This window comes from Asticcacaulis sp. AC402 (genome assembly GCF_000495835.1).
In the GTDB taxonomy this organism is placed as follows: Bacteria; Pseudomonadota; Alphaproteobacteria; order Caulobacterales; family Caulobacteraceae; genus Asticcacaulis.
In genome coordinates this window covers 1-23,031 of sequence record NZ_AWGC01000016.1, presented here as the reverse complement: position 1 = coordinate 23,031, position 23,031 = coordinate 1, and the positions used below count along the sequence as shown (strand labels likewise).

Genomic DNA, 23,031 nt, shown 5'->3' with positions numbered 1-23,031 from the left:
CCTTTTCCATTTCTGCTAGTTTCACAGAATGGAACAAACTCGCCGACCCCGTGGCCGTCCCCGCGAAGACAAGACCGACCCCAAGGCCAACCAGTCACTCGAAAAAGCCCTGGCCCTGCTCAAGGTCTTGTCGGCCCATGACGGCCTGACCCTGACCGCCCTGTCCGACGCCGCCGATCAGCCACCGTCGACCGTACATCGCCTGCTCGCCACCCTGGCTGCGCACGATTTCGTCGCCTTCGACGAAGCCACCCAGACCTGGGCCATTGGCATCGAGTCCCTGCGCATCGGCATGGCCTTCCAGCGGCGCAACAAGATCCTGCTGGCCGGCCGTCCGATCATGACGGCGCTGATGGAGGCCACGGGCGAAACCGTTAACATGGCCATGCTCGACCGCTTCCAGGTCGTCTTCGTCTCGCAAATCGAGTGCGAAGCGCCCATCCGTGCCTTCTTTCGTATAGGCGAACGCCGCGCCGCCTATGCCTCGGGCATCGGCAAGGCCCTGCTCGCCCATTTGCCGACCGTACGCCTTGACCAGTTGCTCAAAACGGAAACCCTGACCGCCCTCACTCCCGCTACCCTGTCCGAACCGAACGCCCTGCGCGCCGACCTGGACACGATACGCACCCGCGGCTGGTCGCTCGACAACGAAGAAGCCACCCCCGGCATGCGCTGTATCGCCGCGCCGATCTTCAACGAGTTCGGCGAAGCCCGCGCCGGCATCTCCTTGTCCGGCCCCACGTCACGCCTCACACCCGACCGCATCGACTCCCTCGGCGCCCAGGTCAAATCTGCCGCCGACAGCATCTCCGACCTGATTGGCGGCCGGCTGCTGGCATAATCGCCACCTTAACAATTGCTTAATCCCCCCTGCGATGGCACATTGCCGGCAGGGAATGGGGGCGGCATGCCGACAGACGGACTTCATCATGCCTGGACATGGCTCAGCACAGGCGCAGCCAAAGCCTGGCATGGCTTTCTGACCCATCCGGCGACGCCCATGCTCATGCTGGAACTGGCGCTCGTCGCGGTCGTCCTCGCCGTGGCAGCTATCTTCACCCTGGTGTCGCGGCTGGGCAAAGGCATTGCCGGCAGATCCGTCTTGGAGAAGATAACCCGGGGCCTGGCCAAGGCCGATCTCGACTTCGCCATCTCGCATACCGACTGGCTCGACATTCCGCCCCGGTGGCGCTGGTTGTGGCTATGCCTGATCTTCGGCACGATCGCCGTCCTGGCGACCTACCTGCCCCTTGCAATGAGCCTGATCATATTGGTGTTCGGGCTTCTGTTCGCCCACATCGTCTATCGAGTCTGGACCTATAACGAAGACGACCGCGCCCAGGGCCTCACCGGCGAAGACCGGCGCATACCCATGAACTACGACATGAACCACGAAGTCTGGCTATGCGCCGTCTCCGTGGTGATCTACATGACCCTGATCTTCCATCAGGTCGACGTGGTCTACCGCGGCCAGGCCTTCGCCATGCCCGGGCACTATGGCCGGGAAGGCTATTTCGTCTATGTCTTGGAGCACCTGCTGCGGTCGCTCCCCATCGTCGGCAATCTGTTCATTCTGGACAACCGGTTTGCTTCGGATATCCGGCCCGTGAACCGGGCCGCCGACCTGGCAATTTTCGCGATCCGCACCATCGGGGACATCGTAGTCGTCCTGGTCATCGTCAAGATGGCCCAGATCAGCCTGCGCAAGCGCTTCATCGCAAACCTCGACCGCCAGGAAGCCCGGCTGCTGCGCGGCAAGCCCGATGCCGCCATCGACGCCCTCGGCGATCTGGCGGACTTCGTCGCACAGCACGACCGCCGTGACGCCGATCGCCTCAAGGCGATCGAACTGCTGAGCCTGGCAGCCGATCCACCGCTTGGGCACACCTTCACCACCCGTGTCGGCAGCTATGCCGCCACCCGTCTGTTCCACCTCTCTGCCGGTGCGCCGACCTTGGCCAGGGAGATGCTGCAGACTGCCGAAAACGGCTGGCGCCGTGCTGCTGCCGAATACGGCATGTCGGACGCCCCCGACCAGCGCGCCTCGGTCCTGCGTTCCCTGGGCGACTGCCTGTCGAATATAGCCGACTACCTCGATGACGACGAAGCAGCACCACGGCTTAGGGATGCCGCGCAGGCATACCGCCAGGCACTGCTGGAGTATGGCGAAGATGGCGACTCCGTCCAACGGGTGCAGACGCACTATAGCCTTGGCTATGTCCTCCTGGAGCTGAGCCATTGCCTCGAAGCGCCCGAAGACCTCCAGACGCTTCACCAGGCTGAAATGGCCTTCGAAGCCGCCCTGACGGTCTTCAAGGGTGAAAAACCTTCGCGGCGTACTTGGACCTGTATACGATTCAAACTGGGTGTCGTAGCCTTCGAAATCAGCCGGCGCATCGATGGTCCCGAGCGCCTTGCGAGACTTCACACCGCTGAGGTTGCCCTGCGCGACAGCCTGTCGTCAACAAAAAGGTCCGTGGAACCTCTCGACTGGGCCGCGGCCCAGGGTTATCTCGGCCTCGTCCTTACCGACCTCGGCGCCGCGCTCGACACGGACGCCGGCCTACAAAAACTTCATGAGGCCGAGGACTGTCTGCGCAACGCCCTGCTGGTCTATACTCGTAAAGACCATCCCGCCGTCTGGGTCAGCGCACATCGTGACCTCATCAATGTACGGATTCTTCTGGGGGAGCGTCTGCCCGGCCAGGCCGGGGTAAAAAAGCTGGAAGACGCCGTACAGGCCTGCCAGACCGTCCTGCAGACTCTTACGCCGCAGGCCACGCCGGAGCCGTGGGCCGATATGCAGGAAAAGCTGGGTGACATCCTGTGCATCCTAAGTAGACGCTTGAGCGGCAGCGAAGGCCAGCAGCGCCTCGAAGCCGCAGCCGAAGCCTTCCGCCAGGCGCTGCTGATCTTCACTGCCGAAGACGAGCCCGAAGGCCACGCCCGGGTCCAGGCGTCCCTGGCTGCCGTCGTCGCCCTGATGGCCGATCATCAACGGTTACTGCCATGATCCGACGTCTCAATCTGACTTCGTGCCGCCATGACCCATCTCGCCTTTGAAACGCCCGACCATCTGACCGCCTGGCTCAGCGCCAACCATGCCACGGCCAGGGAGCTCTGGGTCAAACTCTACAAGAAACAGGCCGGCACACCTTCGGTCACCTGGGAAGGCTGCGTTATTGCCGGCCTGACCTGGGGCTGGATCGACGGCGTACGCCACGCCCTGGACGACACCGCCTATCTGCAACGCCTGACACCGCGACGGCCGAAATCGAACTGGTCCAAGCGCAACTGCGACCATGCCGAACGGCTGATCGCCGAAGGAAAAATGCAGCCCGCCGGCCTCCTTCATGTCGAGGCGGCAAAAGCCGACGGCCGCTGGGACGCCGCCTATGCCGGCTCATCCGAGATGGTTATGCCACAGGACTTTCTCGACCAACTGCAAGCCAACCCCGCCGCCCAGGCCTTTTTCGACACCCTGACGCGCAGTGCGAAATTCACCATCTATTTCCGACTCCACTCCGCCAAGCGGCTTGAAACGCGAGCCAAACGCCTGGCCGATATCCTGGAAAAGCTTTCACGCAGCGAGACCTGGTAACCTTCAGGTCCAAGACGTCGCCTGACGATCACAGTATTGGTTCCAGCCGCGGCAGGTCCAGCGTCCGCCCGCGCGCCAGGGCCACCGCATAGACCGCCGTCAGGAACGCCGGCGACGACACGTCCTTGCCGCTGTCCAATGCCGCTACGATCGTCTGCGCCAGGGCCGGAAAGCCGGAATCGGCCAGGCGTTGGGCCTGTTGCCGCAGGGTGGTTTCGGCTTGGCCGCCGCGCCGGCCCAACTCCGCCATCTCGACCAGGCTCTGCCAGGCGCCGTCCAGAACGGCCGCTGTCTGCGGACGCGACGGCGCCGCAAAGCGCTGCGGCAGTCCGGCGAATAGCGCCTTCATGTCCTGCATCAGCCGCCCCACGCCCGGACGATCGACACCCCCCGGCAAGGGATCGAGCCCCAGGTTGCACACTGTTGCGCCGTCCATCACCGCATAGGGCCGCAGGCGGAACACCCGGCCGTCGACCGTGGCCAGGGCCGCGACCAGGCCATCCCACCCGGCGGCGATGGCTTCCAGCGCCTTGACCATCCGGCCTGGGTCGGCACCATGCTCCAGCGACAGGCACAGCCATTGTCCGTTGGCGTCAGCCACCGGCCATACCAGGGTCTGGGCCAGGTCATCGAAGAAGGGCCGCGCCACGCGCTGCGGCCGCAACAGCACCGGTTCCGCGCCGCGCGCCGGACCGGCGACACCACCGGCCAGACGCTCGACAAGCCTGCGTCGCAGCGCGTCCCAGTCGCCGCAGCAACACGGCCAGCCGGCGGCCTCGTCAGCCGACACCGGCCGGGTTACGGTGACGCGAACATCCTTGCCGGCCGACAATCGACCGTCGGGCGACACCGAAGCCCCGGTAAGCGAAATCTGCGCCTGCGACAACGCCTTGATCGTCTTCCCGCCCCAAAGGCCTTCGTTGGCATAGGCTGTTCGCGGTTCGAACCAAGGATCCTGGCCGGCCCCGCGCGCCAGCGCTACGGTCAGCCACCGATCCTGGGTTGGATCGTAGAAATAGGCGGTGACGCCGCGCGCTCCTGACGCCGTCGACCATGCCTCCGCGCCACTGCCGGACAGTTGCAGCACCCCGGACGCACTGTAATCGCGCCGCGCCTGCCCCCGCAGCAGACTCGACCGGTCGGGATCGCCGCCATCGTCGTGCTTCAGCGCGCTGATCAGGGCGAACCCCTTGCCGCACAGGTCCAGGCAGCGGTCGGGGTCAAAGGCGAAATCGCGCGCCCGACGGCTGCGGATCTGCGCCGACAAGGCCCGCAGCAACCCGGCCAGACGCGGCAGGGCATCAGCCCGTGACGACACTGACAAGGTGAACAGGCGCTCTTCCAGCGACAAAGGCGCCAGGTTGAAACCGACCCGCACACATTCGCCCAGGACCGCCGTCACCGCCCCCAGGAACGCGGCATCGACCGGCTCGATCCCGCCGGCGACGGCCACCTCGGCCGGAGTCGCCTCGACGGCATCGCCAACGCCGAGGTGGCGCCTGGCTGCAAGGACGGCCGCGGTGTGATAGGTCTTTCGTAACCCAGGAGCAACCTTGGACACCAGGCCGTCCAGCCCCTGTCCCGGCAGGATGCGCACCTGGGGTCCGTCATCGGGAAAAGCAACCACCAGGGCCGTGCCGTCCGCAATCACAGTCGCGCCGCCTTCCAGCAGTTCGACCGCGCCGCGCCATGCCGCCTTGCCGGCCCAGCTGCGCAGCGTGTCGAGCGCCAGGGCCGCCACTTCGGCGGCGACATCCGGCGCCGCGCTTTCGCCGCCGCCAGTCTGGGTCTGCATTACCTGTGCCTGCAGCAAAAGGACGGCCGCCAGGCGGTGACGGCACACGCCCGGCGCCGGACAACTGCACCGGGCGGCCTTGGGTCCGCGCGCGTCCATGACCACAGTGTCGCCATCGGCGTCGACCGTGGCGGTGTCGCCGTCGACGCTTTTCAGCACCACCTTGCCGTCTTCGACATCGCGCTGGGCGCGGCGGTGCAGTCCCTTGTTGGCCACCGCGACCAGGGCCGCCTCGTCATAGCCGGCCAGCATCGCCGTCAGAGTGGGCGGGATCACGCGATCACCTCGCCCAGCCAGTCGGCGAAGCGGTCGGGCGTCAGGGCGGCGACCTTCATGCCGGCCGCGGCCACTCGCTCGGCGGTTGCCCGGTCATAGTCCGGCGTCGCGTCTTCCGACAACGCCGCCAGGCCGATCATGGTCACCCGCGCGGCATTCAGCCGGCGGATGGCCGCAATCAGCCGCGAGGCCGGTCCGCCTTCGCAAAAGTCGGTGATCAGGGCCAGGACGGTGCGCGTCGGCTGTTCGACCAGTTGTTCGCAATAGGCGACAGCCCCGGCAATGTCGGTGCCGCCACCCAGTTGCACCGACATCAGTACCGACACCGGATCGGCGGCTTCTTCGGACAGGTCGACCACGCTGGTGTCGAAAACCACCAGCCGCACATCCAGCGATGGCAGGCCGGTCAGGATAGCGGCCATGACGGCGGCATAGATGGTCGAGTCCAACATAGAGCCCGACTGGTCGACGCACAGTATGATCCGCCACGGCAGCCGCCTGCGGCTACGGCCAAAAAAGCGCAACCGATCGGTAATGATGCGCTTGCGCTCCGGATCGTAGTTCCTGAGATTGTCGCGGATCGTGGCGCGCCAGTCGAAGTTCTGCATCGACTTCTGCTGGCTGCGGCGGAAGCGGTTAGGCCGGCCGGCCAGCGCCTGTTGCACGCGCGGCCGCAGCCGCCGGACGATTTCGTCGACCACGGTGCGGGCAACTTCGCGGATCTTCTCCTGGACCTGGGGATTGGCCCTGCCCTTGAACGCCACCAGCGACTTCAGCAGGTCGCGGTTGGGCTCCAGGCTGCCCAGCACCTTGGGGTCCGACAACAGCTCCGTCAGGCCCAGGGTATCGATCGCGTGGGCCTGAACGGTCTCCAGTACCGACTGAGGAAACAGCGACCGCACTTCGTTCAGCCAGCCCAACGCCGTGAGTTGGCTCGGGTCCAGACTTCCGGCACGGCCGCCCTTGCCGCGGCGCAGCCCGCGCTGTTCCATCTCGCGGGCATAGAGGTAGTCGAGCGCCCGGTCGGCGCGCTGGTCGGCGCCGACCAGTCGCACAGTGTCCATGGCCGGCTGAGCGTAGCCGCCCAGCACCATCCGCCACCGCCGCAGAACCTCGCTGTTGTCGGTCATGCCGCCGCCCCCTCGCCAATCCCGGCCAGGGCCAGCTCGGCCGCCACGGCGCGGTCCAGTTCCAGATTGGCGGCGAAGGCGGCTTCGGTGACAGCGAAAGGCCGGGTCAGCTGATCGGCAGCGCCCTGGCGGCGGCCGGCGACGATGCGCGCCAGCCGGTCGATATCCTGAGGGTCAAGCCGCGAAAAGGTCAGCCGCAGGTGCGGCAGCAAGGCGACAAAGCCGTCGCTGTCAGCCTCGGCCAGAACCTCGTCCATGACGGTAACGAGCTCCGGCACCGTCCACAGCAGTTCGCGCGACACGGCGATCAATCCGCGCAGATAGGCGACCCGCGCCCTGGCCTCGGCATAGGCGCCGCCCAGTTCGCCGGTGAGGCGCGCCGCCAGTGTCGCAGGCTCCAGCCGTCCGGCCAGGCAGGCGACGGCCGCCACCGCCCCGGCCAGGGCCGGAAGCAGGTCCACCGTCAGCAGGGCGGCAATGGCCTCGTCAAAAAGGCCGGTATCGAGCGTGTCGAGTTCGTTCGCCGCCAGTTCTACCACCTCGCGCAGGATGACCAGACCGTTGACCGCGGTCGAGACATGGTCCTCGCTGCAAGTGGCCAGATTGGGCAGGAGAAACAGAACGCGCCGCCAGGCCGCGCCGATCAGTTCCGCCAGCGGTTCGCGATTGTCCAGCCCGATCATGACGGCACTGCGCCACAGCCGCACCAGGTCACGCAGGGCCTGCGCCACATCGGCCAGGTCCGGATCGTGGGTAACCTCGTCGGCGATGAAAGGCAGGATGACGGCGGCGCGATCGCCGATCCCGGCCTGGCTGGCGGCGACGAACAGCTCGATGGCAGCGATGGCGCTGTGGCCGCGGCCATGCTCGCGCAGGTCCCTCAGGCGCCGCGCCGCCTCGGCCGCCACGGCCGATTCCAGCGTATCGCCGTCGGCCGACAACTCGATCAGCCGTGCCTCGACCATGGGCGACCACATGACCGACCAGATCTCATGCAAACGATCCAACTCGACGCCCTGGCGGAAGTCCGGCCCCGCCGTCCTCTGGCCGAAACCGGCGCCGACAAAGACCAGGCCATGCAAAAAGCGGCTGGCGTCGCGGTGGCGGTCCTTGCGGTAGATGTCGAGGTCGCGGTTGCGCCGTTCACCGTCGTCCAGCACGAAGCCCAGCGAGCGCGCCCGCGCCCGCACGGCCTCGACCAGCGGCGGCGATCCCGCGGATGGCGGTATCTCGCCCAGCGCATTGCCGGTCAGCCACGCCATCAGCTCGGCCATTACCGGCGCGGCGTCTCCGGTCTCCTCGCCCTTCAGCAGGGTCGAACGGCAGGCATCAAGGATATCGTCGCGCAGCGGCCCCGGACGGCCGCGCAGGTCGGCCAGACGGTGAGCGGCTTCCAGCGCCGACGCCATGACCGGAAACGAGGGGGCGAACCCCGGCAGCCGCGCGCGCAGATGGGCCGCGAACCCGGTGATCAGGTCGGTGGCATGGGCGGAATACAGCCCCTCCCCGTCGCCGCGCCGTCGCCACAGCCCGTCGTAGAAGGCCGGCAGGGCCAGGCCGGCGCTGTAACCGGTCAGGGCATTGAGCTGGCGGTGACCGTAGCGCACCAGGTAGGCCCGGCTGCCTTTACCTGCCGCCTTTACCTTGTCCCCGGCCTTCAGGCTGCCGGCCAGGACGGGGGCGTGGAAGCCGCCGACCACGGCGACCATCGGCCCCTTCGTGTCGCTGCGCGCCCGGGCGATCAGGGCGCGCATCTGGGCTTCGCGCGCCAGTGTGCCATCGGCCTCCATAGTTACCGCGTCAGTGCAGTCGCGCATATGGCGGCAATAGCTCCCGACCTCGTGGAAAAACCTGCGCCAGTCGCACCTGTGCAGTTGCGCTTCGAACAGGTGATCCCAGACCTCGTTGCCATCGCGGCAGCCCAGGCGGCGGGCCAGGGCGCGAACATAGTCGCTGCTGTTGAACGGCGCCTCGTCATGCAACAGGGCCGGCGCTTCGCCATCGCCCCCCATGGCGCGGTCGCTCATCGGCAGGTCGATGAAGGCCGCCGGAATGCCAGCCACCTTCGCTGCCACCAGGGCGGCGTATTCGGGGCTGTGGGCGCTGAACGGATAGTAACTGACGGCCCGGCGCCCCACCACCACTTTACCGCCGTCGGCCTTGCCGTCTTCAACTGAGACTATGGCCACCGGCGGCCGGGTGCCGGTATCGGCGACCAGGGCGATCAGCGGATCAAAGTCGCACGGTCCTTCGACCAGGACCCGGGCCGGCCGGATCTCGGCCAGAAGGGCCAGCAGGTGCGCCGCACAAGCCGGGCTGTGGTGGCGCACCGGCACGATGTAGAGATCGCACCCGGCATCATACAGGCTGTAGGCTTCGGCCACGGCCGTCACACCAGCTTCAGCGCGCGGGCGGCCTGGTAGAAGTCGCGCCAGGCGCCGGACTTGCCAGCACGCTCCTTGATGATGTGGTCGATATAGGCCTTGAAGCGCTTGCCGTCCTCGGCCGAGTCCTTGAGAATGACGCCCTGGATCTGACGCGCCACATGGGCGCCGGTCATGCGGCCGTCAGCCAGGAAAGCGGCGTCCAGGGCCGCGGCATGCAGCACATTGACCGCTTCGGCCGTCGACATGACGGCGTCGGGCCGGTTCAGGCTGGCGCCCTCTCGGGTGCGGCCGGTTCGCAGATCCTGGAAGGTCTGGACCAGCAGGTCGGCAATCTCGGCCTCGCCGGTGACCTTGATCCCGGCCGGCCCCAGGCGCTCGGTCAGTTGACGCAGCACCAGTTCGCGCTCGAAAGCCGGATCCTCGATCGGCCGCACTGTCTCGAAATTGAAGCGGCGTTTCAGGGCGCTCGACATCTCGTGAACGCCGCGGTCGCGCAGGTTGGCGGTGCCGATGATGTTGAAGCCCGGCCGGGCAGCGATGGCGCGGTCGGCGCCCAGTTCCGGCACGGCCAGGGTCTTTTCCGACAGGATCGAGATCAGGGCGTCCTGGATTTCCGGCGGGCAGCGGGTGATTTCCTCGACCCGGACGATGCGGCCATCGCGCATGGCGGTCAGCACAGGCGACGGCACCAGCGCCTTCTCGCTTGGCCCTTCAGCCAGCAACAGGGCGTAGTTCCAGGCGTAGCGGATATGGTCCTCGGTCGTGCCGGCCGAACCCTGGACGACCAGGCCGGAACTGCCGCTGACCGCCGCCGCCAGCAGTTCCGACAGCATTGACTTGGCCGTACCGGGTTCACCGACCAGCATCAGGCCCTGGCTGCTCATCAGGCTGACGATGGCGCGGTCGACCAGCGGATCGTCGCCGTAGAACTTGCGCGAGACATTCAGCTTGTCGTCGCCCAGGATAAACCGGCGCACGGCCCGGGCACTCAGCTTCCAGCCCGGCGGGCGCGGGGCGTCGTCGCGTGCGCCCAACCGCTCCAATTCCTCGCCGTACCGGATTTCGGCAGGCTGACGCTGGACTTCGGACAAGACCTCAGTTTGACTTACCATGGCGTCTTCTTCTCCCACTGGGGATCGAATCCCGTCCCCTTGGCAGCTATGTCGTACAGGTCCTGCCAGGTTTCCGCCAGCAGGACCGGCGGCACATCGCCCAGCACGACGGTCGCGCCGTGCCAGTTGCTGTTACGCTTGATGCGGGCGAAGTTCAGTTCGAACAGGGCCGCCGGCAGGTTCTCCTCGGGCAGGGGGCTGCCGCTGAAGTGGATCAGGGCGATCAACCCTGCCGCAACATAGCGGCGCTCATAGGTCATGAAGACGCCGCCGTCTTCGGCAGCCCCGCGGACATAGCCCTGGCGGATCGCGGCACCGCGCAGCTTGAAGGTCTCGATCATCCAGCCCTTGCGGTCCGTGATATCGCGGGCCGTAAGCTGTTCGGGCGCCAACTTCGGCAGGTCGCGGCCGAACTGGTCGAAGGGCGAGGTGACCTCATAATCGGCCAGGTGGGTCCGCCACGCTGCCGCCACATCGGCGGGCACCAGCAGGCTGTGGGCCAATTGGACCAGGGCAAAGCGCGACAGATCGACCGTGTTATCACCGGTATCGGTCAGGCTGTTGTCGTCCAGCGGCCGGAAGGTGGCGAGGCAATTGCCGTCCGCGTCCAGCCCCATCCACACCAAACGCCGCGCCAGGCGGGCGACCAGGGGATGGCCCAGTATGTACAGGTTCCAGTCATCGGCTGGCCACCGCCGCTCCAGACACATGGCTTCACGCAGCCGCGCCGTCTGGTCCGGCACCACCTGCTTGATCTCCTTGCGGGCATTGACCAGCAGCTTCTTGGCCTCGTCCAGCAGCGGCTTCTCGTCGTCGATGCGCGCGGTTGGCAGCGCCTTGACCGGCTGGCCGGAGGTATTGAGCAGGACCAGGCTGTCACTTTCGTCGACCACCATGCGATAGGTCCGGTCGTTGCCGCAATCGATCTCCGCCGCGCCGGTTTCGTCGAGCCCGGCGGTCGGAATGGTGCGATCGGCCAGTTCCTCGGCCGTCCAGCCGCGGCGCGTGGCAATGGCATCGATCAGTTCGGCGGCCAGGGCCTGGACCGATCGCGCCTTGAAGCGGTTGGCGGTGGCCAGCACCACCTGGATGGCCGCGCCCGACGGGTTGGCGGCCAGGGCTTCCAGCAGGGCCTTGCATTGCGACACCCGGGCGCCGTGATTTTTCAGGTAGGCCTTGGCGGCCCGGGCGGCGTCGGCGCCGCCGACCCGCGTGGTCAGGGCCAGCAGGCCCTTGTTATCGGCGGCGCTGCCGAGATAGATTCGGAGCTGCTCGTTTTTCAACTGGGCGAACAGCCGGTCGCGGTCGGTGATGTAGTATTCGGCCGACTGGGGATAGCGCTTCACCATCGCCAGATTGGACTGCAGCCGCGAATCGACCTGTGACAGGGCGTAGGCATTGGCCTCTTCCTGGGTGGGGGAGCGCGTATCCTGGTCGATCCAGGCGGTGAGAACGTAGCGGCCCAGCCGGTCCGCGTCGCCGGGTGCCAACCGGTCCAGCCACATGTCGATCAGGGCGTTGCCGCCGGGCTGTTTCAGCTTGTTGGCCAGGACCGCCCACCACCGCACCAGGACCGGATCGACCGCACGGCCATCGCGCCACTTCAGCGCCGGCAGGTTGTCGAGCGACAACCATTCAAGTCCTTTACCACCGGCCTTGGCCAGACCGACTTCGGCCTCCTTTTTCATCAGGGCCGGGTCGAACAGGTCCGAGACGTCGTCGCCCAGCCGTTCCAGCGCCGAGATGATCGCGGCCTTGCCGATATCACTCTTTTCGCCCTTCTGCGCCTGGCGCAGCGGCGTGATGGCGGTCTTGTTGCCGCGCTGGCCCAGCCATTCGGCGGCGCCGGCGCGAACCTCCTGCTTGCTGTCGCCCAGCAGGTGCAGGATGGAACCGTCGATATCGGGCGCACCGGCCAGCAGCTTGCGCGCCTCGCCTCTCGGACCCTTGCGTGTACCGGTGGCGATGGTCATCAGCGGCATCAGCAAACGCTGCGGCACCTTGGGCAGGACGGCCAGCAGGTCCAGCGCCACGCTCAGGTTCAGTTGGGTTGGACCCGATTGCGGCCGGAACCCCAGAGCCTCCTCGATCAGGTCAAGGTTCTCAGCAACCAGCGGCCACAGGTGGTCGCCCTCGACATTGTCGGTTGGATTGCCCCAACTCGCCAGGGCTGCCTCGATGGCGTTGCCGCTGATCTTCCTTTCCGGACGGGGCGCCCACATCGCCTGGACCGTGCGCAGGTCGGCGCCGTTGTGAATGCGGCGGCGCAGTTCCACGCTGGCGGGGCTTTCGCCGTAGGGCGCATAGATGGCCAGCAGGTTGCCATAGGTCGTGGCCCGGGCAATGATCGTGACGTGACGCAGCGTCAGGTGCGGCGAAGCGAAGAAGGCGTCGATCCCCGACCGGTCGATGGCGACGTGGATCTGCATCCACTCGAAGGGATTGTCGCTGTGATGGAAATTGCCGGACTGGGCCCTTTGCTTCATCTGGCGGATCGTGTCGTGGGTGATCGGTCGATGCTGCTTGCTCCAGTGCCAGCGTTCGGTCTTGGCCTCCTGGCGGCCCTTTTCCAGCACCTGGTTGAAGCTCTGGATCGACGGCTTCAGCAGGTCCATGACGGCATCCGGCACTTCGGAGGCCTCGGGCGGCGGCGGGGCGGGCAAGAGCTCGACCAGGCTGCCATCCAGGGCAATATAGCCGCCGGTGACCGCCGCCGGTACATCTGTGGCGACCGCGACCAGGTTTTGCTTCATTTGGGCGGCGTCGATTGCAGCAAGCACCTTGGGCGCCGTGGTCGTGGCGCGCCAGCCCTGCAGCAGGCTGTCATTGCCGGCGCCGAGCGTCCGCGACACCAGGTTCACCAGTTCGACGGCGGCGCCGGGCGCGGCAACCGGAAATCGCTGGTCCAGGGCGGCGGCCAGGGCTTTTGGATCGGCGCCGGTCAGGGCCTTGTAGGCGGCTTCCTTGACAGTCTTCGCAGAAGCCACGGCGGCATCGACCAGAAGGTCGAGATACGGGCCAGTCTGGCCAAAACGGCCAATCGCGGCGACCAGCAGCGATCGCGGCGCCGCGCCCAGTTTCGGTGCGGCGGCGATGACCTCGGCGGCATGGGCGGCCAACCAGAGCTTGGTACCACTGAACAGGCCCGTGCAGTCAGGGTGGTTGTAATTGCGCGGATTGTTGCTGAACAGCAGGTCGAGTATGGCCTCCATTCCCGCGCCATGTCCGGTAGCCAGGTCGTGGAAGTCGTCCATATTCGAGATCGTGCCGTCGTGCCGCGCCTGCATCGACAGGACATGGCGCAGCCAGCCGGGTGAAGTCGCCGTCCCCATCATGCCCCAGTCCCCGCCGCTGCCCAGCGGGTGCAGGGCGGACATGATCTCGCCCAGCCGGTGCTGCTGGGCATGGCTCCAGGTGACCCCGCCTTTGAAGATCGGGTTCTTGTCGACGTTCCACCTCCAGTGGCCGCCATTGTTCTGCCAGTAGGTCTGCACCGCCTGGGTCGACAAGGTCGACAGGACACTGCTGCCGCTATCCTTTACAACATACTGGGCGATGTCGCGCGACAGGCCGGCGCGGTGCTTGTCGAGACCGGCGAAGGCGGCGCCGACCCGGGCGACCGCGTCGCCCTCGTTGCCGCCACCACCAAAAAGTTTCCGCAGAAAATCCATCTCGCCCCCCTGTTTGTTGAATCGCCGGACATCTCCGCCATTTAGGTGGAGAATTTACCGGTAATCAATGGCGCCGTGGTCACAAAAACTCGCAATGAACCGCCTTTTGCCGCATCCAAGGCGGAAACCGAATCGCCCTTAAATTGCAGTTAACCATTCCGGACGCAACTATAGCAGACGATACTTTATTCGAACTTGCCCTTTTCGCCTGAGGTTCCAGGATGTCATTTGATATGCGTCTGACCATCCGCCCGATCATGACCGCTCTGATGGAAGCCACCCTCTCCGACCCGGCCGCCCTGCGCGCCGACCTGGACACCATACGCACCCGCGGCTGGTCGCTCGACAACGAAGAAGCCACCCCCGGCATGCGCTGTATCGCCGCGCCGATCTTCAACGAGTTCGGCGAGGCCCGCGCCGGCATCTCCTTGTCCGGCCCCACGTCACGCCTCACACCCGACCGCATCGACTCCCTCGGCGCCCAGGTCAAATCCGCCGCCGACAGCATCTCCGACCTGATCGGCGGACAGCTGCTGGCGTAATGGCGCTAGAGCGCAATCCGACAAAGTGGACACCACTTTTCGGAAAAATTGCGCGTCAAAACAAAAACCTAGAGCGGGGTTTTGATTCCATCAAAACTCATCCCGCTCTAGAAGGGGTGCAGCAGTTTATCCGTCTCCAAAAGACGTAGCGCCCCGGCAAAGGTCACTCCGCTATGTACTTTCCACCAGGTATCATTGTGGCGTCGCCAATAGATGTCGAAATTGTCCGGTCCCATACGATCGATTCGCGCGAACGGCATGTCGAATTCTTCGCCAAGATTGTGCGCGAATCCTGACCGGTAACGTTGGAGAAATCGGTATCGCCCGCCGGCCCACGCTCCGGTAATGTCGACGGGATAGTTGAAGGGAGTCGGTGTGATAACGGGGAGGAAACGTGGCTTGAGAACCTCCGTGACAAAGACTTCGCAGGCCGAGATAATAGCGGCCTTTTCAGAGTCGTCGGGCTTCTGCGGTTTCGGACGGGTTGCCACAGAAACCCATTTCTTTACTGACTTGGCCAAGATGCCCTCCCGTTGCTATCGTGAAACAATCTTGACGTGCAATCAAAGCAACTCGCACTGGATCACATTAGAGCGCTATCCGATAAAGTGTGTGGCACCCGCTCGGGCGCTCCCGTTTTCGGATAAATTGTGCGACATAACAAAAACTTAGAGCGCGGTTTTGATTCCCTCAAAACGCATCCCGCTTAGCTCACCGCCGGCAAGTGCAGGTGCACACCCGTGCCGGTCGTGCCGCTTTCGATCGATAACCGCGCACCGATCGACCGGGCCCGTTCCTGCATGTTATCCAGACCATGGCCGGATTTCTTGCCCGCCTTCATGCCCTTTCCGTCATCGACGATGTCGATGCGCACCGGATGATCGACATCGGCCACCGCCACAATGGCGATCTCGACGCTGCGGCTGGCAGCGTGCTTGAAGACATTGGTCACCGCCTCCTGCAAGATGCGAAATATCTGCAGCACGGTCTGGGGCCCATAGGCCGGGGCCGCGCCTTCGCTCAGGTCCCGCCAGCGCAGTTCGATGCCGGCCGAACTTAACCGCGGTTCTATGCGTTCGCGAAAGGCCGCCAGGGCGTCGCTCAGCGAGTCGCCGGCCGAGTCCATCGAGTCGATCATCAGCCGCAGTTCATCGACCATCTCGCCCAAACTGCGGGTCAGGTCGTCCGGGGCAACGGGCCCGCGCCGCGCCGCCAGCAGCAGGGAGATAAGCTGGCCGCCGACACCGTCATGCATGTCGCGCATGATGCGCTGGCGTTCCTCGTTCAGGGTGGCCACCCGGGCCATATCGGCCTGGCGCTGATAACCTTCGGCCAGTTCGGCTTCCTTGCGTTTCAGTTCCTCCGCCAGATACGCGTTGAGGTCGCCCGCCGACTGGAACAGGTGGATATTGTGCGACAGGAAGGCCAGGCCCAGGGCGACGATCAGCAGTGGCACCACCATCTCGAAATCGCCGTCGGCGCGGTTCAACAGCCATTCGTTGACCCGGTCTGAGATCACGGTCGTCATGCACAGCAGGAGGATGGCCAGTTGCAGGCTCCGCGTTTCGCGCCGCGACACCAGATGCCAGGCGAACCGTGCCACGGCCGCCAGGCCCGCCGAGATGCCGAACAGGTCGGTGGTGTCGGACGCGAAGTCGAAGGCCGTTGTCGGGTTGTTGGCAAACGCGATGGCGAAGGCCAGCAAGAGCAACCCGCAAAGCCCGCAAACCGCCCAGCGCAGATAACGATAGCCGTGGCCGGTCCACACATCGATAAAACACAGCAGGGCCGCCGGTGCCAGATTGGCGACAGCGAAGTAGTACCAGATACGAAACTCGGGACTGAACGGCGGATCTTCCCATCCGTAAAACAGGATCTTCAGCGAATAAAACCCGGCCATGGCCCCCAGCCACAGCAACAGCCCGCGGTCGCGCGCGCGCAGCGCCAGCACGAAGGCAGCGGCGGCTACCAGACCCGTCATCACCCCACCAATCAGCATGTATTCGTTCATGACGAAGCTGCGTTGGGCGGTGGCGGCCTTCATGACGTCGTAGCCGCGCGGATCAATGTAAGGCGTACCGAAATCGAACCACGGTATGACATTGCGCGTCATGATGACGTCGATACGGTTGATGCCGGGCTGCAAGCCCGCCTCGGGCAGGCGATACACCCGCCGCGTATTGCCGTGGTACGAGGCCTTGGGGGCCGTCATCCGGCCCTCCCCCTGCACGATATGGCCGTTGACCAGGGTGATAAAGTTGTCGACCGCCGGGCCGCTGACCATGCCCAGCCCGTCGGGCGGCACCTTGTCGAGCCGGATTTCGAACCGTATCGCCTGATAGTGCGCTTCGCAGCACGACTCCCACGGCAGGGTGGTGGGGGTGAAGGCCGCCGAATTCAGCGCCGCGATCGTCGGCGCCGGCAGCTCCGCCGCCTGGACGTTCAGAATTTCGTGGTTTTGCGGTTTGGCAAATTCGAACAGCCAGGGCTTAATCCCGGCCCACCAGGCCAGTTGTACGGCGACGATCACCAGAATGACCGGGATCAGGCGCTTCAGGCCGGCCGGCGACAGGTCGGGTTTGGGAAAGGACCAGGTCATGAGGCGGGCCTTTCCGGCAAATCGATCAGTTTGTGCTGGATCGCTTCAAACACGGCTGCCCCGCGCGACTTGACCGACAGCTTGCGGTAGATGTTCTGGGTGTATTCGGCGACCGTGTGCGGCGACAGGTTCATCAGTCGCGCCACCGCCTTCTGGCTTAAGCCCTGGGCAATATGTTCCAGCATTTCCTTTTCCCGCGGTCGCAGCGGCGGATGGCTCGATGTAACCGGTTGCGCCTCCCCCTCGTCAGAAATCTTCAACAGGTGCCGCGCCGCGCGCGAACTGATCGGGTTGACCCCGGCCAGGGCGGATCGGACATAGGACACCAGGTGTTCCGAGGTGGCGTCCTTCAGCACATAACCGTCGGCGCCGGCCCTCAGGGTCTTGAGCACACTGGCCCGGTCCTCGAAAACAGTGATGACCAGGAACTTGCACGCCGGCGCCTGCTCACGGATGGCGGCGATGACCTCCAGCCCGCCGCCGTCCGGCAGGCCGAGATCCAGCAGGACCAGATCCGGAGCCTGATCGGCGAAGGCGATGGCATGCGCCACCCGCCCGACCGCACCGATCACGGTCACTTCCGGCGCCGCCAGCAGGCTGTCGGCCAGGTAGTGGCGAAACAAAAGATTGTCCTCGACGATCAGCACGCGATAGCGCGCGGCTGTCTCCGTCGTCTCCAGCCCCGAAGACGGGGTAAATGTGGTCACGTAACGCCCCTGTACGGCCTGGTCTCTAACGGAAGGCTCTGAGTCGATGAACGCATAACCGGGATATTTTGACAACCCCTCGGTTTTTGGGGGTTGACGTCCAAAAAGGAAGCGGCGCCTGGGGGAACAAGCGCCGCTCCAGTATCCTGCATCTACAAAATGTAGTCCGATGCATCGATCTGGTAATAGGGCATGCCGGGGAGCGTCACCGTAAAGGTCTGCCCCTGGGGACCGCTGAACACCAGCTGCGCATCCGTCGTGCCCGGGACATTGGCGAGGTGACCGCCCCATCCGCCACTCTGGATGAACGAGATATCGATATGGTCCAGACCGTTCTCGAAATGCAGGAAGGTCTGGTCGCCCAGTTGCGGGTCGACGACGAAGATATCGGCTATGCCGTTGCCGCCATTGGTGAAGGCCGGCTGCGGCGGTGGCGCAATCAGGCTCGTGCTGCCACCAATCATGTCGCTCAGTTGCAGTTGGTGGCCATTGATCACACCCTGGAGGGTTACGGTGACGGTCACGGCGTTCTGCGTCAGGGTCAGGACGGTGTCGGTGCCGCTCTGCACGGCGCTGCCCGTCCAGGTACCGCCGGTATTGAAACCGAAGTCCGACACATCCAGCTTGTCGACCCCCAGCTTGAAGTCGGAAATGGTCACCGCCCCAGCGGTCGTCTTGATGACAAAGGTATCGGCGGCATAGTCGCCAAAGTCCGCAAAGCTGTAATTGCCGGTTAGCCGGTCATTGCCGCCGTCGGCGATCATTCGGTCGGTGCCGGCGCCGCCCCAGATATCGTCATCGCCGCCGCCGCCAGCGATGGTGTCGTTGCCGGCGCCCCCGTCCAGGACATTGCGGCCGGTGTGGCCGGTCAGGTTGTCATTCAGCACCGTTGCTGTGGCATCATCGATGCTGATCAGGGTGCCATAGTGGTTGGCGTTGAGTGCGTAGGTGCCTGCGGTCAGGTTGAGTGTCACGCTCAGCCCGGAGATGTCGCTGAAATTGGCCGAGTCGCCGCCGGCGCCGCCGTCCAGAACGTCGATGCCACGCGAAGCAAACAGGGTGTCGTAACCGCCTCCGCCCTGGATCAGGTTGGCGGCAGAATTGCCCTTGATGATGTCGTTGAAATTGCTGCCGATAACGTTTTCCAGGTTGCGGAGCTGGTCGGTACCCATCAGGCCCGACAGGTTGCCGTCGCGCGAAAAGCCTGCCGTCGTGCCCTGGTTCAGTTCGATCCACATGCCGTTGACGGCATTGGCGTAGGAGACGGTGTCGACGCCCGCGCCGCCGTCAACCAGGTCATTGCCGGCGCCGGCTTCGATGCTGTCTTTGCCGCCGCCGCCCAGGACCGTGTCGTTGCCATTGCCGCCCGCCAGGACGTCGTCATGATTGCCCCCGTCGATAGAGTCGTTGCCGTCGCCACCGCTCAAAGTATCGTTGCCGGCATTGCCGTTAAGGATGTCATCGGCGATGCCGCCGTTGTAGAGATTGTTCTGTCCGTTACCGTTGAAATAGGCCATTACCCTCACCCTTTTCTTGTGAATTTGTGAGTGTAATCATGTATTTAAGACCGAACACCCGCAATCCCCCTAGATTGAGGGGCTGTTATGAGGTTAATGCCGGGGTCGCCTGCTCCATCCGCGGCCACGCCGTAGCTCTGGCGAGATCAGGGCGTGCGGCAAGGCGGTGGGTATCGATCAAGCGTTGGCCTTGATCGCGGGGTTGGGGCGTGAAGCTTTTTTGCCCGGTCAGAGCCGGCGGAAACGCTGGAAAGGTTTGTCCACAGATAAGCCAGATAAGCCAGATGGACGGCGTCAACGCACCGGGATTGTCTTCGATCCTGTTCTTTTTCGGCGAGCTCTGCTCGCCAGGCAAATCGGCTATCCTGGCGAGTTAGCTGATGAAGTTCGCCGTCCATCTGGCTTATCTGGCTTGTCTGTGGACACGCCTTCTACAGAGGCAGTCCATCCACGGAAAGCAGGATAAAGAGCACTGCGGATATGTCGGAATTGGTATCATGACACCGAAAGTGTCTCACGTTATCGACCGCGCTCCCGACCGCTCCGTTGACAAGGCAACCGCAAATGGCCTTAATCCGGTTATGACTGATGAGCGGATTAAAGGGCCTGCGTCTTACTTTCCTTCCATAGAGAAGACGTATGGACGGCCCGTTGCCGAGTGGAAAAGCCTTGTGCGACAGCACTATCCGGCAAAACACATGGAACTCGTCGCTATGTTGAAGACCGAGCATGGCTTAGGCCATGGCCATGCGAATGCCATCGTGGCGCATACCCTGGCAGAGGACAAGGCGTAGTCACCGCAAAGCGCGGAGGTCCCAACAAAGATCTCCGAACACGTCTCATGGGAATTTGACTTCGCCTGCGCGCCAACAGCGGACACCCCGAAATTGGGAAGGAGCTATTGAAAAGTCCTGAGTTCCGCGTTGATGACCCGGAACACGCTTTGAGCCGGATCAATGAGGGCCTCATGAGTTTACTTCATCGCTATTGGTATACCTTTAAGGGCCCGCCGCCATTTAATCCATTAGGCTTGGGGTGTGGAGTCACGGCCTACGACGACGTCGATGCCGCAAAAATCCTGGCCGCGACAATTTTTGTAAAACATGGAATTTTGGATGTTGAAGCTGTCGTCGAAGACGTGGACGTTCGCGGCCTCGATAAGCACCACGTCATTCCAAACATTGGCGATGTATCGCGAAGGGGAGTGTGGTTTCCGCAAGGCTACTACTAATCTGGGTATCGAGCTTGCAGCAGCAGGCAATAGTATGGAAACTTACGGACAGGTTATCAGATGTCAAAATAATTTCAGGCGATCCTGTTTATTACCCAGACGCCTTTCTGAACGCCGTAATGTGCACCTGACCTCGTCCCGGCTAAGGCGGCGCTCGACCTGCATCAGCGACCGCCACAGCCAATAACGTTCCACGTAAGGCTCAGCCGGCCGCGCCGCAGCAGTTTTTAAACTTCTTGCCCGAGCCGCACGAACAGGGATCGTTGCGGCCGACCTTCGTCACCTGACGCGGCAAGTCGCTGCCATTGGCCCGGCGCCTGGCCGTGTAGAGCTCGACCAGGCCCTGCATCAAAAGTTCCGAAGCATGGGTTTTCAGCTCGTCAACGTCGCCGTCCGTAATCTCTTCCGCCAGGTCTTCGTCACCCAAGGCCAGCCCCGCCAGGGCCAGCATGAAGCCCAGGGCCTGGGCGGCCTCGGACTCCTCATCGGTCATGGTCGCTTCCATGAATTCCGGACGATGGGCGATAGCGCGGCCGAAGCCTTCGGCCCAAAGCTCCCACATTTCGGTGCCGTCTTCGTCCAGCCAATAGATCGGGTTGTAGACTTCGGTACGCAGATCGAAGCCAACGGCATTGAAATGGTCGACGATCACCCCGGGCAGGGCCGGATCGACGTCTGTGCTCTCGCCGTCTTCGCGCGACAGAACGTGGGTCATCCACTGGTCCGTCGGCACCTCAGGCATGACCCACAGGGCTGTGACGTAACCGTCGAAGATCGACAGGTTCATGCCGTGGGCGTCGAGCGCAGCTTCCAGCTTGTCAAGGCGAAGTTCGTTAGGGTCCGGCATATCGCCTCCATGGGTTTGGCGCCCCCTATAGCGACTGGCGGGCGGCTTGTCAGCCTCTGGCTGTCAGCGAATTCTGTAACTCTGTCAATTGCGAAGCCGAGAGCATGACGAAGACGGTCAGAGCGCAATCCGATAAAGTGTGCACCACCGCACGGGAGTCCCCGTTTTCGGACAAATTGCGTGACAAAACAAAAACCTGGAGCGGGCCTTTGAGTCCGGCAAAACCGCGCTCCAGGTGGGTGCGCCGGTTACAGACCTGCCCCTTCCAGAATGGCGATCAGACTTCGGCGATCATTGGGCGGCGTTGACGATGTCAGTAATCGTCACGGGGAAGCCCTGGGTGGCAGCGCCGCGGTTGAACAGGCCCGACTGGTGGTTGTCGAGATAACCGTTGTCCCAATACATCGGGATCATGCCGTGCCGGAAGGCCGAGGCGGTAATGTACCTGTTCCAGTAGTTGCGATAGGTGCCGCTCGCGTCATATTCCGTCCGCAGGCTGGCGGCGTATTCGCCCAGGATCACCGGCACGCCCTTATTGACGAAGGTGACCTTCATCTTCTGGAACTGGGCGTCGGTATAGGCCTCGTTGGCCCAGGCCTCGGTATTGGCAGGACTTGTCGCGACCGATCCCCATTGCCAGATCTTGCCGCCGGTATCATGGTGAAGTTGTACGGGTCGTAATAGTGCACCTCCATCATCAGCCGGCCCGTCGCCGTATCGTTCGGCAGGGTGGAGTTGCACAGCAGGGTATGATCGATATTGGTGTTGAAGCCCTGGATGACCAGCCACCGCGTGGTGTTGTTGCCGCCCGTGGCGCGCACGGCATCGACGAACGTTTGATTGAAGCCGTGCTGGACCTCGCAATTTTCCCGTTTCGGCGTGCCGTAGTCGCCGGTGACCATCACCTCGTTGGTGCCGGCGAACAGCAGGTGGTCGTCATAGTCCTTGAAGGTCGTTCCGATCTGGGTCCAGAACTTGGTCAGGCGCGCATCGGCCACGGCCTCGGCGGCATAGGTCGGCTGCAGCCAGCCGCCGTCCCAGTGCACGTTGATCATGACGTACAGATCTGCCGCGCGGGCATAGTCGACGACGTCCTTGACCCGCGCCAGCCATGCCGCGTTGATGGTGTCGCTCGAGTCGGCATACTGTTTCCACGACACGGGAATACGAATGCTTTTGAAGCCCGCGGCCTTGACCGAATGCATCAGCGCCTGGGTCGCGGCCGGATTACCCCATGCCGTTTCCTGCGACACCGAAAAGGGCTGGCTGCCCGCGCCGATGGCCTCCAGGGTGTTGCCGAGGTTCCAGCCCGGCGACATCTCGGTCAGGGCATTGGCAGCGGTCAGGTTGGAACTGTCGGCGTTGGCGGCATTGACTGCGAACAACGCCACAGCGGCCACGCCGATGGCGAGCGAGATCTTGCGACGGAAACCCTTGAAACTCTGAACTGAAGACAATCTGGTTCTCTCTAAGGATGTTTTAACAACCTACTTTGACATTGACATTCTTCGACAAGGGGACCCCTCCGTCTCGAGCCTCGCCGGCAGGCAGCGCTACGATCTTCGATCTCCGCTTGCTCGCCATGGCACGGGCCACCCCGCTCCCCATCGAGAGTG

Annotated in this window: 18 protein-coding genes; 6 read left to right on the top strand and 12 right to left on the bottom strand. The window is 64.1% G+C overall.

Annotated features, from left to right (window positions below):
* Positions 1 to 28: 28 nt before the first annotated feature.
* The 3 genes from ABAC402_RS30740 to ABAC402_RS30730 all read left to right on the top strand — a co-directional run bounded on the left by ABAC402_RS30740 (position 29) and on the right by ABAC402_RS30730 (position 3,601).
* Positions 29 to 841 (top strand): IclR family transcriptional regulator, encoded by an 813-nt coding sequence (locus ABAC402_RS30740; RefSeq protein WP_023449614.1) that lies wholly within the window; start codon positions 29 to 31, stop codon positions 839 to 841.
* Positions 842 to 907: 66 nt separating this feature from the next.
* Complete coding sequence (locus tag ABAC402_RS30735; RefSeq protein ID WP_023449613.1) at positions 908 to 3,013, top strand: hypothetical protein; 2,106 nt, start codon at positions 908 to 910, stop codon at positions 3,011 to 3,013.
* Positions 3,014 to 3,043: 30 nt separating this feature from the next.
* Entirely contained in the window at positions 3,044 to 3,601 is a 558-nt protein-coding gene (locus ABAC402_RS30730) for a YdeI family protein (protein ID WP_023449612.1), read from the top strand.
* Positions 3,602 to 3,629: 28 nt separating this feature from the next.
* On the opposite strand, the gene ABAC402_RS30725 is transcribed toward ABAC402_RS30730, so the two are convergent.
* From ABAC402_RS30725 to ABAC402_RS30705, 5 genes are read right to left on the bottom strand one after another with little or no spacing between them, the layout of a single operon-like run.
* Positions 3,630 to 5,672 (bottom strand): hypothetical protein, encoded by a 2,043-nt coding sequence (locus ABAC402_RS30725; RefSeq protein ID WP_023449611.1) that lies wholly within the window; start codon positions 5,670 to 5,672, stop codon positions 3,630 to 3,632.
* Positions 5,669 to 6,802 (bottom strand): VWA domain-containing protein, encoded by a 1,134-nt coding sequence (locus ABAC402_RS30720; RefSeq protein WP_023449610.1) that lies wholly within the window; start codon positions 6,800 to 6,802, stop codon positions 5,669 to 5,671. The genes ABAC402_RS30725 and ABAC402_RS30720 overlap by 4 nt, the downstream gene beginning before the upstream one ends.
* Positions 6,799 to 9,195, bottom strand: coding sequence for a DUF5682 family protein (locus ABAC402_RS30715; protein ID WP_023449609.1), 2,397 nt, complete (start codon positions 9,193 to 9,195; stop codon positions 6,799 to 6,801). Before ABAC402_RS30715 ends, ABAC402_RS30720 begins: the two co-directional genes overlap by 4 nt.
* Complete coding sequence (locus tag ABAC402_RS30710; protein WP_023449608.1) at positions 9,192 to 10,301, bottom strand: AAA family ATPase; 1,110 nt, start codon at positions 10,299 to 10,301, stop codon at positions 9,192 to 9,194. Before ABAC402_RS30710 ends, ABAC402_RS30715 begins: the two co-directional genes overlap by 4 nt.
* The gene (locus ABAC402_RS30705) at positions 10,295 to 13,972 is read right to left on the bottom strand and encodes a DUF4132 domain-containing protein (protein WP_023449607.1); all 3,678 of its coding nucleotides are present in this window, start codon (positions 13,970 to 13,972) and stop codon (positions 10,295 to 10,297) included. Before ABAC402_RS30705 ends, ABAC402_RS30710 begins: the two co-directional genes overlap by 7 nt.
* Positions 13,973 to 14,193: 221 nt before the next feature.
* On the opposite strand from ABAC402_RS30705, the gene ABAC402_RS30700 reads away from it, so the two are divergent.
* Positions 14,194 to 14,514, top strand: a complete 321-nt coding sequence (locus ABAC402_RS30700; RefSeq protein WP_023449606.1) for an IclR family transcriptional regulator C-terminal domain-containing protein — start codon at positions 14,194 to 14,196, stop codon at positions 14,512 to 14,514.
* A 107-nt stretch (positions 14,515 to 14,621) separates the two neighbouring features.
* Here the strand turns inward: ABAC402_RS30700 and ABAC402_RS0120185 are convergent, their stop codons facing one another.
* The 4 genes from ABAC402_RS0120185 to ABAC402_RS30685 form a co-directional block, all read right to left on the bottom strand.
* Positions 14,622 to 15,035 carry a hypothetical protein gene (locus ABAC402_RS0120185; protein WP_082179921.1) on the bottom strand — a complete coding sequence of 138 codons (414 nt, stop codon included), beginning with the start codon at positions 15,033 to 15,035 and terminating at the stop codon, positions 14,622 to 14,624.
* A gap of 185 nt (positions 15,036 to 15,220) precedes the next feature.
* The gene (locus tag ABAC402_RS30695) at positions 15,221 to 17,113 is read right to left on the bottom strand and encodes a sensor histidine kinase (protein WP_023449604.1); all 1,893 of its coding nucleotides are present in this window, start codon (positions 17,111 to 17,113) and stop codon (positions 15,221 to 15,223) included.
* A complete protein-coding gene (locus tag ABAC402_RS30690; protein WP_082179919.1) occupies positions 17,110 to 17,820 on the bottom strand; it encodes a response regulator transcription factor in 711 nt (236 codons plus the stop codon). Before ABAC402_RS30690 ends, ABAC402_RS30695 begins: the two co-directional genes overlap by 4 nt.
* A gap of 152 nt (positions 17,821 to 17,972) precedes the next feature.
* Positions 17,973 to 19,337 carry a calcium-binding protein gene (locus ABAC402_RS30685; RefSeq protein ID WP_023449602.1) on the bottom strand — a complete coding sequence of 455 codons (1,365 nt, stop codon included), beginning with the start codon at positions 19,335 to 19,337 and terminating at the stop codon, positions 17,973 to 17,975.
* 581 nt (positions 19,338 to 19,918) lie between these two features.
* Between ABAC402_RS30685 and ABAC402_RS41240 the strand changes: the two genes are divergently transcribed.
* Together ABAC402_RS41240 and ABAC402_RS40215 are read left to right on the top strand one after the other, a co-directional pair.
* A complete protein-coding gene (locus ABAC402_RS41240) occupies positions 19,919 to 20,131 on the top strand; it encodes a DUF4287 domain-containing protein (protein WP_031235589.1) in 213 nt (70 codons plus the stop codon).
* Positions 20,132 to 20,238: 107 nt separating this feature from the next.
* Complete coding sequence (locus tag ABAC402_RS40215; protein WP_155847377.1) at positions 20,239 to 20,568, top strand: hypothetical protein; 330 nt, start codon at positions 20,239 to 20,241, stop codon at positions 20,566 to 20,568.
* 202 nt (positions 20,569 to 20,770) lie between these two features.
* Here ABAC402_RS40215 and ABAC402_RS40860 read toward each other — a convergent pair whose 3' ends face one another.
* The 3 genes from ABAC402_RS40860 to ABAC402_RS41105 all read right to left on the bottom strand — a co-directional run bounded on the left by ABAC402_RS40860 (position 20,771) and on the right by ABAC402_RS41105 (position 22,872).
* Positions 20,771 to 21,415: a UPF0149 family protein gene (locus tag ABAC402_RS40860; RefSeq protein WP_023449598.1), complete on the bottom strand. Its 645-nt coding sequence runs from the start codon at positions 21,413 to 21,415 to the stop codon at positions 20,771 to 20,773.
* 291 nt (positions 21,416 to 21,706) lie between these two features.
* Positions 21,707 to 21,970, bottom strand: coding sequence for a hypothetical protein (locus ABAC402_RS41110; RefSeq protein WP_023449597.1), 264 nt, complete (start codon positions 21,968 to 21,970; stop codon positions 21,707 to 21,709).
* Positions 21,967 to 22,872: a glycoside hydrolase family 5 protein gene (locus ABAC402_RS41105; RefSeq protein WP_023449596.1), complete on the bottom strand. Its 906-nt coding sequence runs from the start codon at positions 22,870 to 22,872 to the stop codon at positions 21,967 to 21,969. Before ABAC402_RS41105 ends, ABAC402_RS41110 begins: the two co-directional genes overlap by 4 nt.
* Positions 22,873 to 23,031 lie beyond the last annotated feature (159 nt).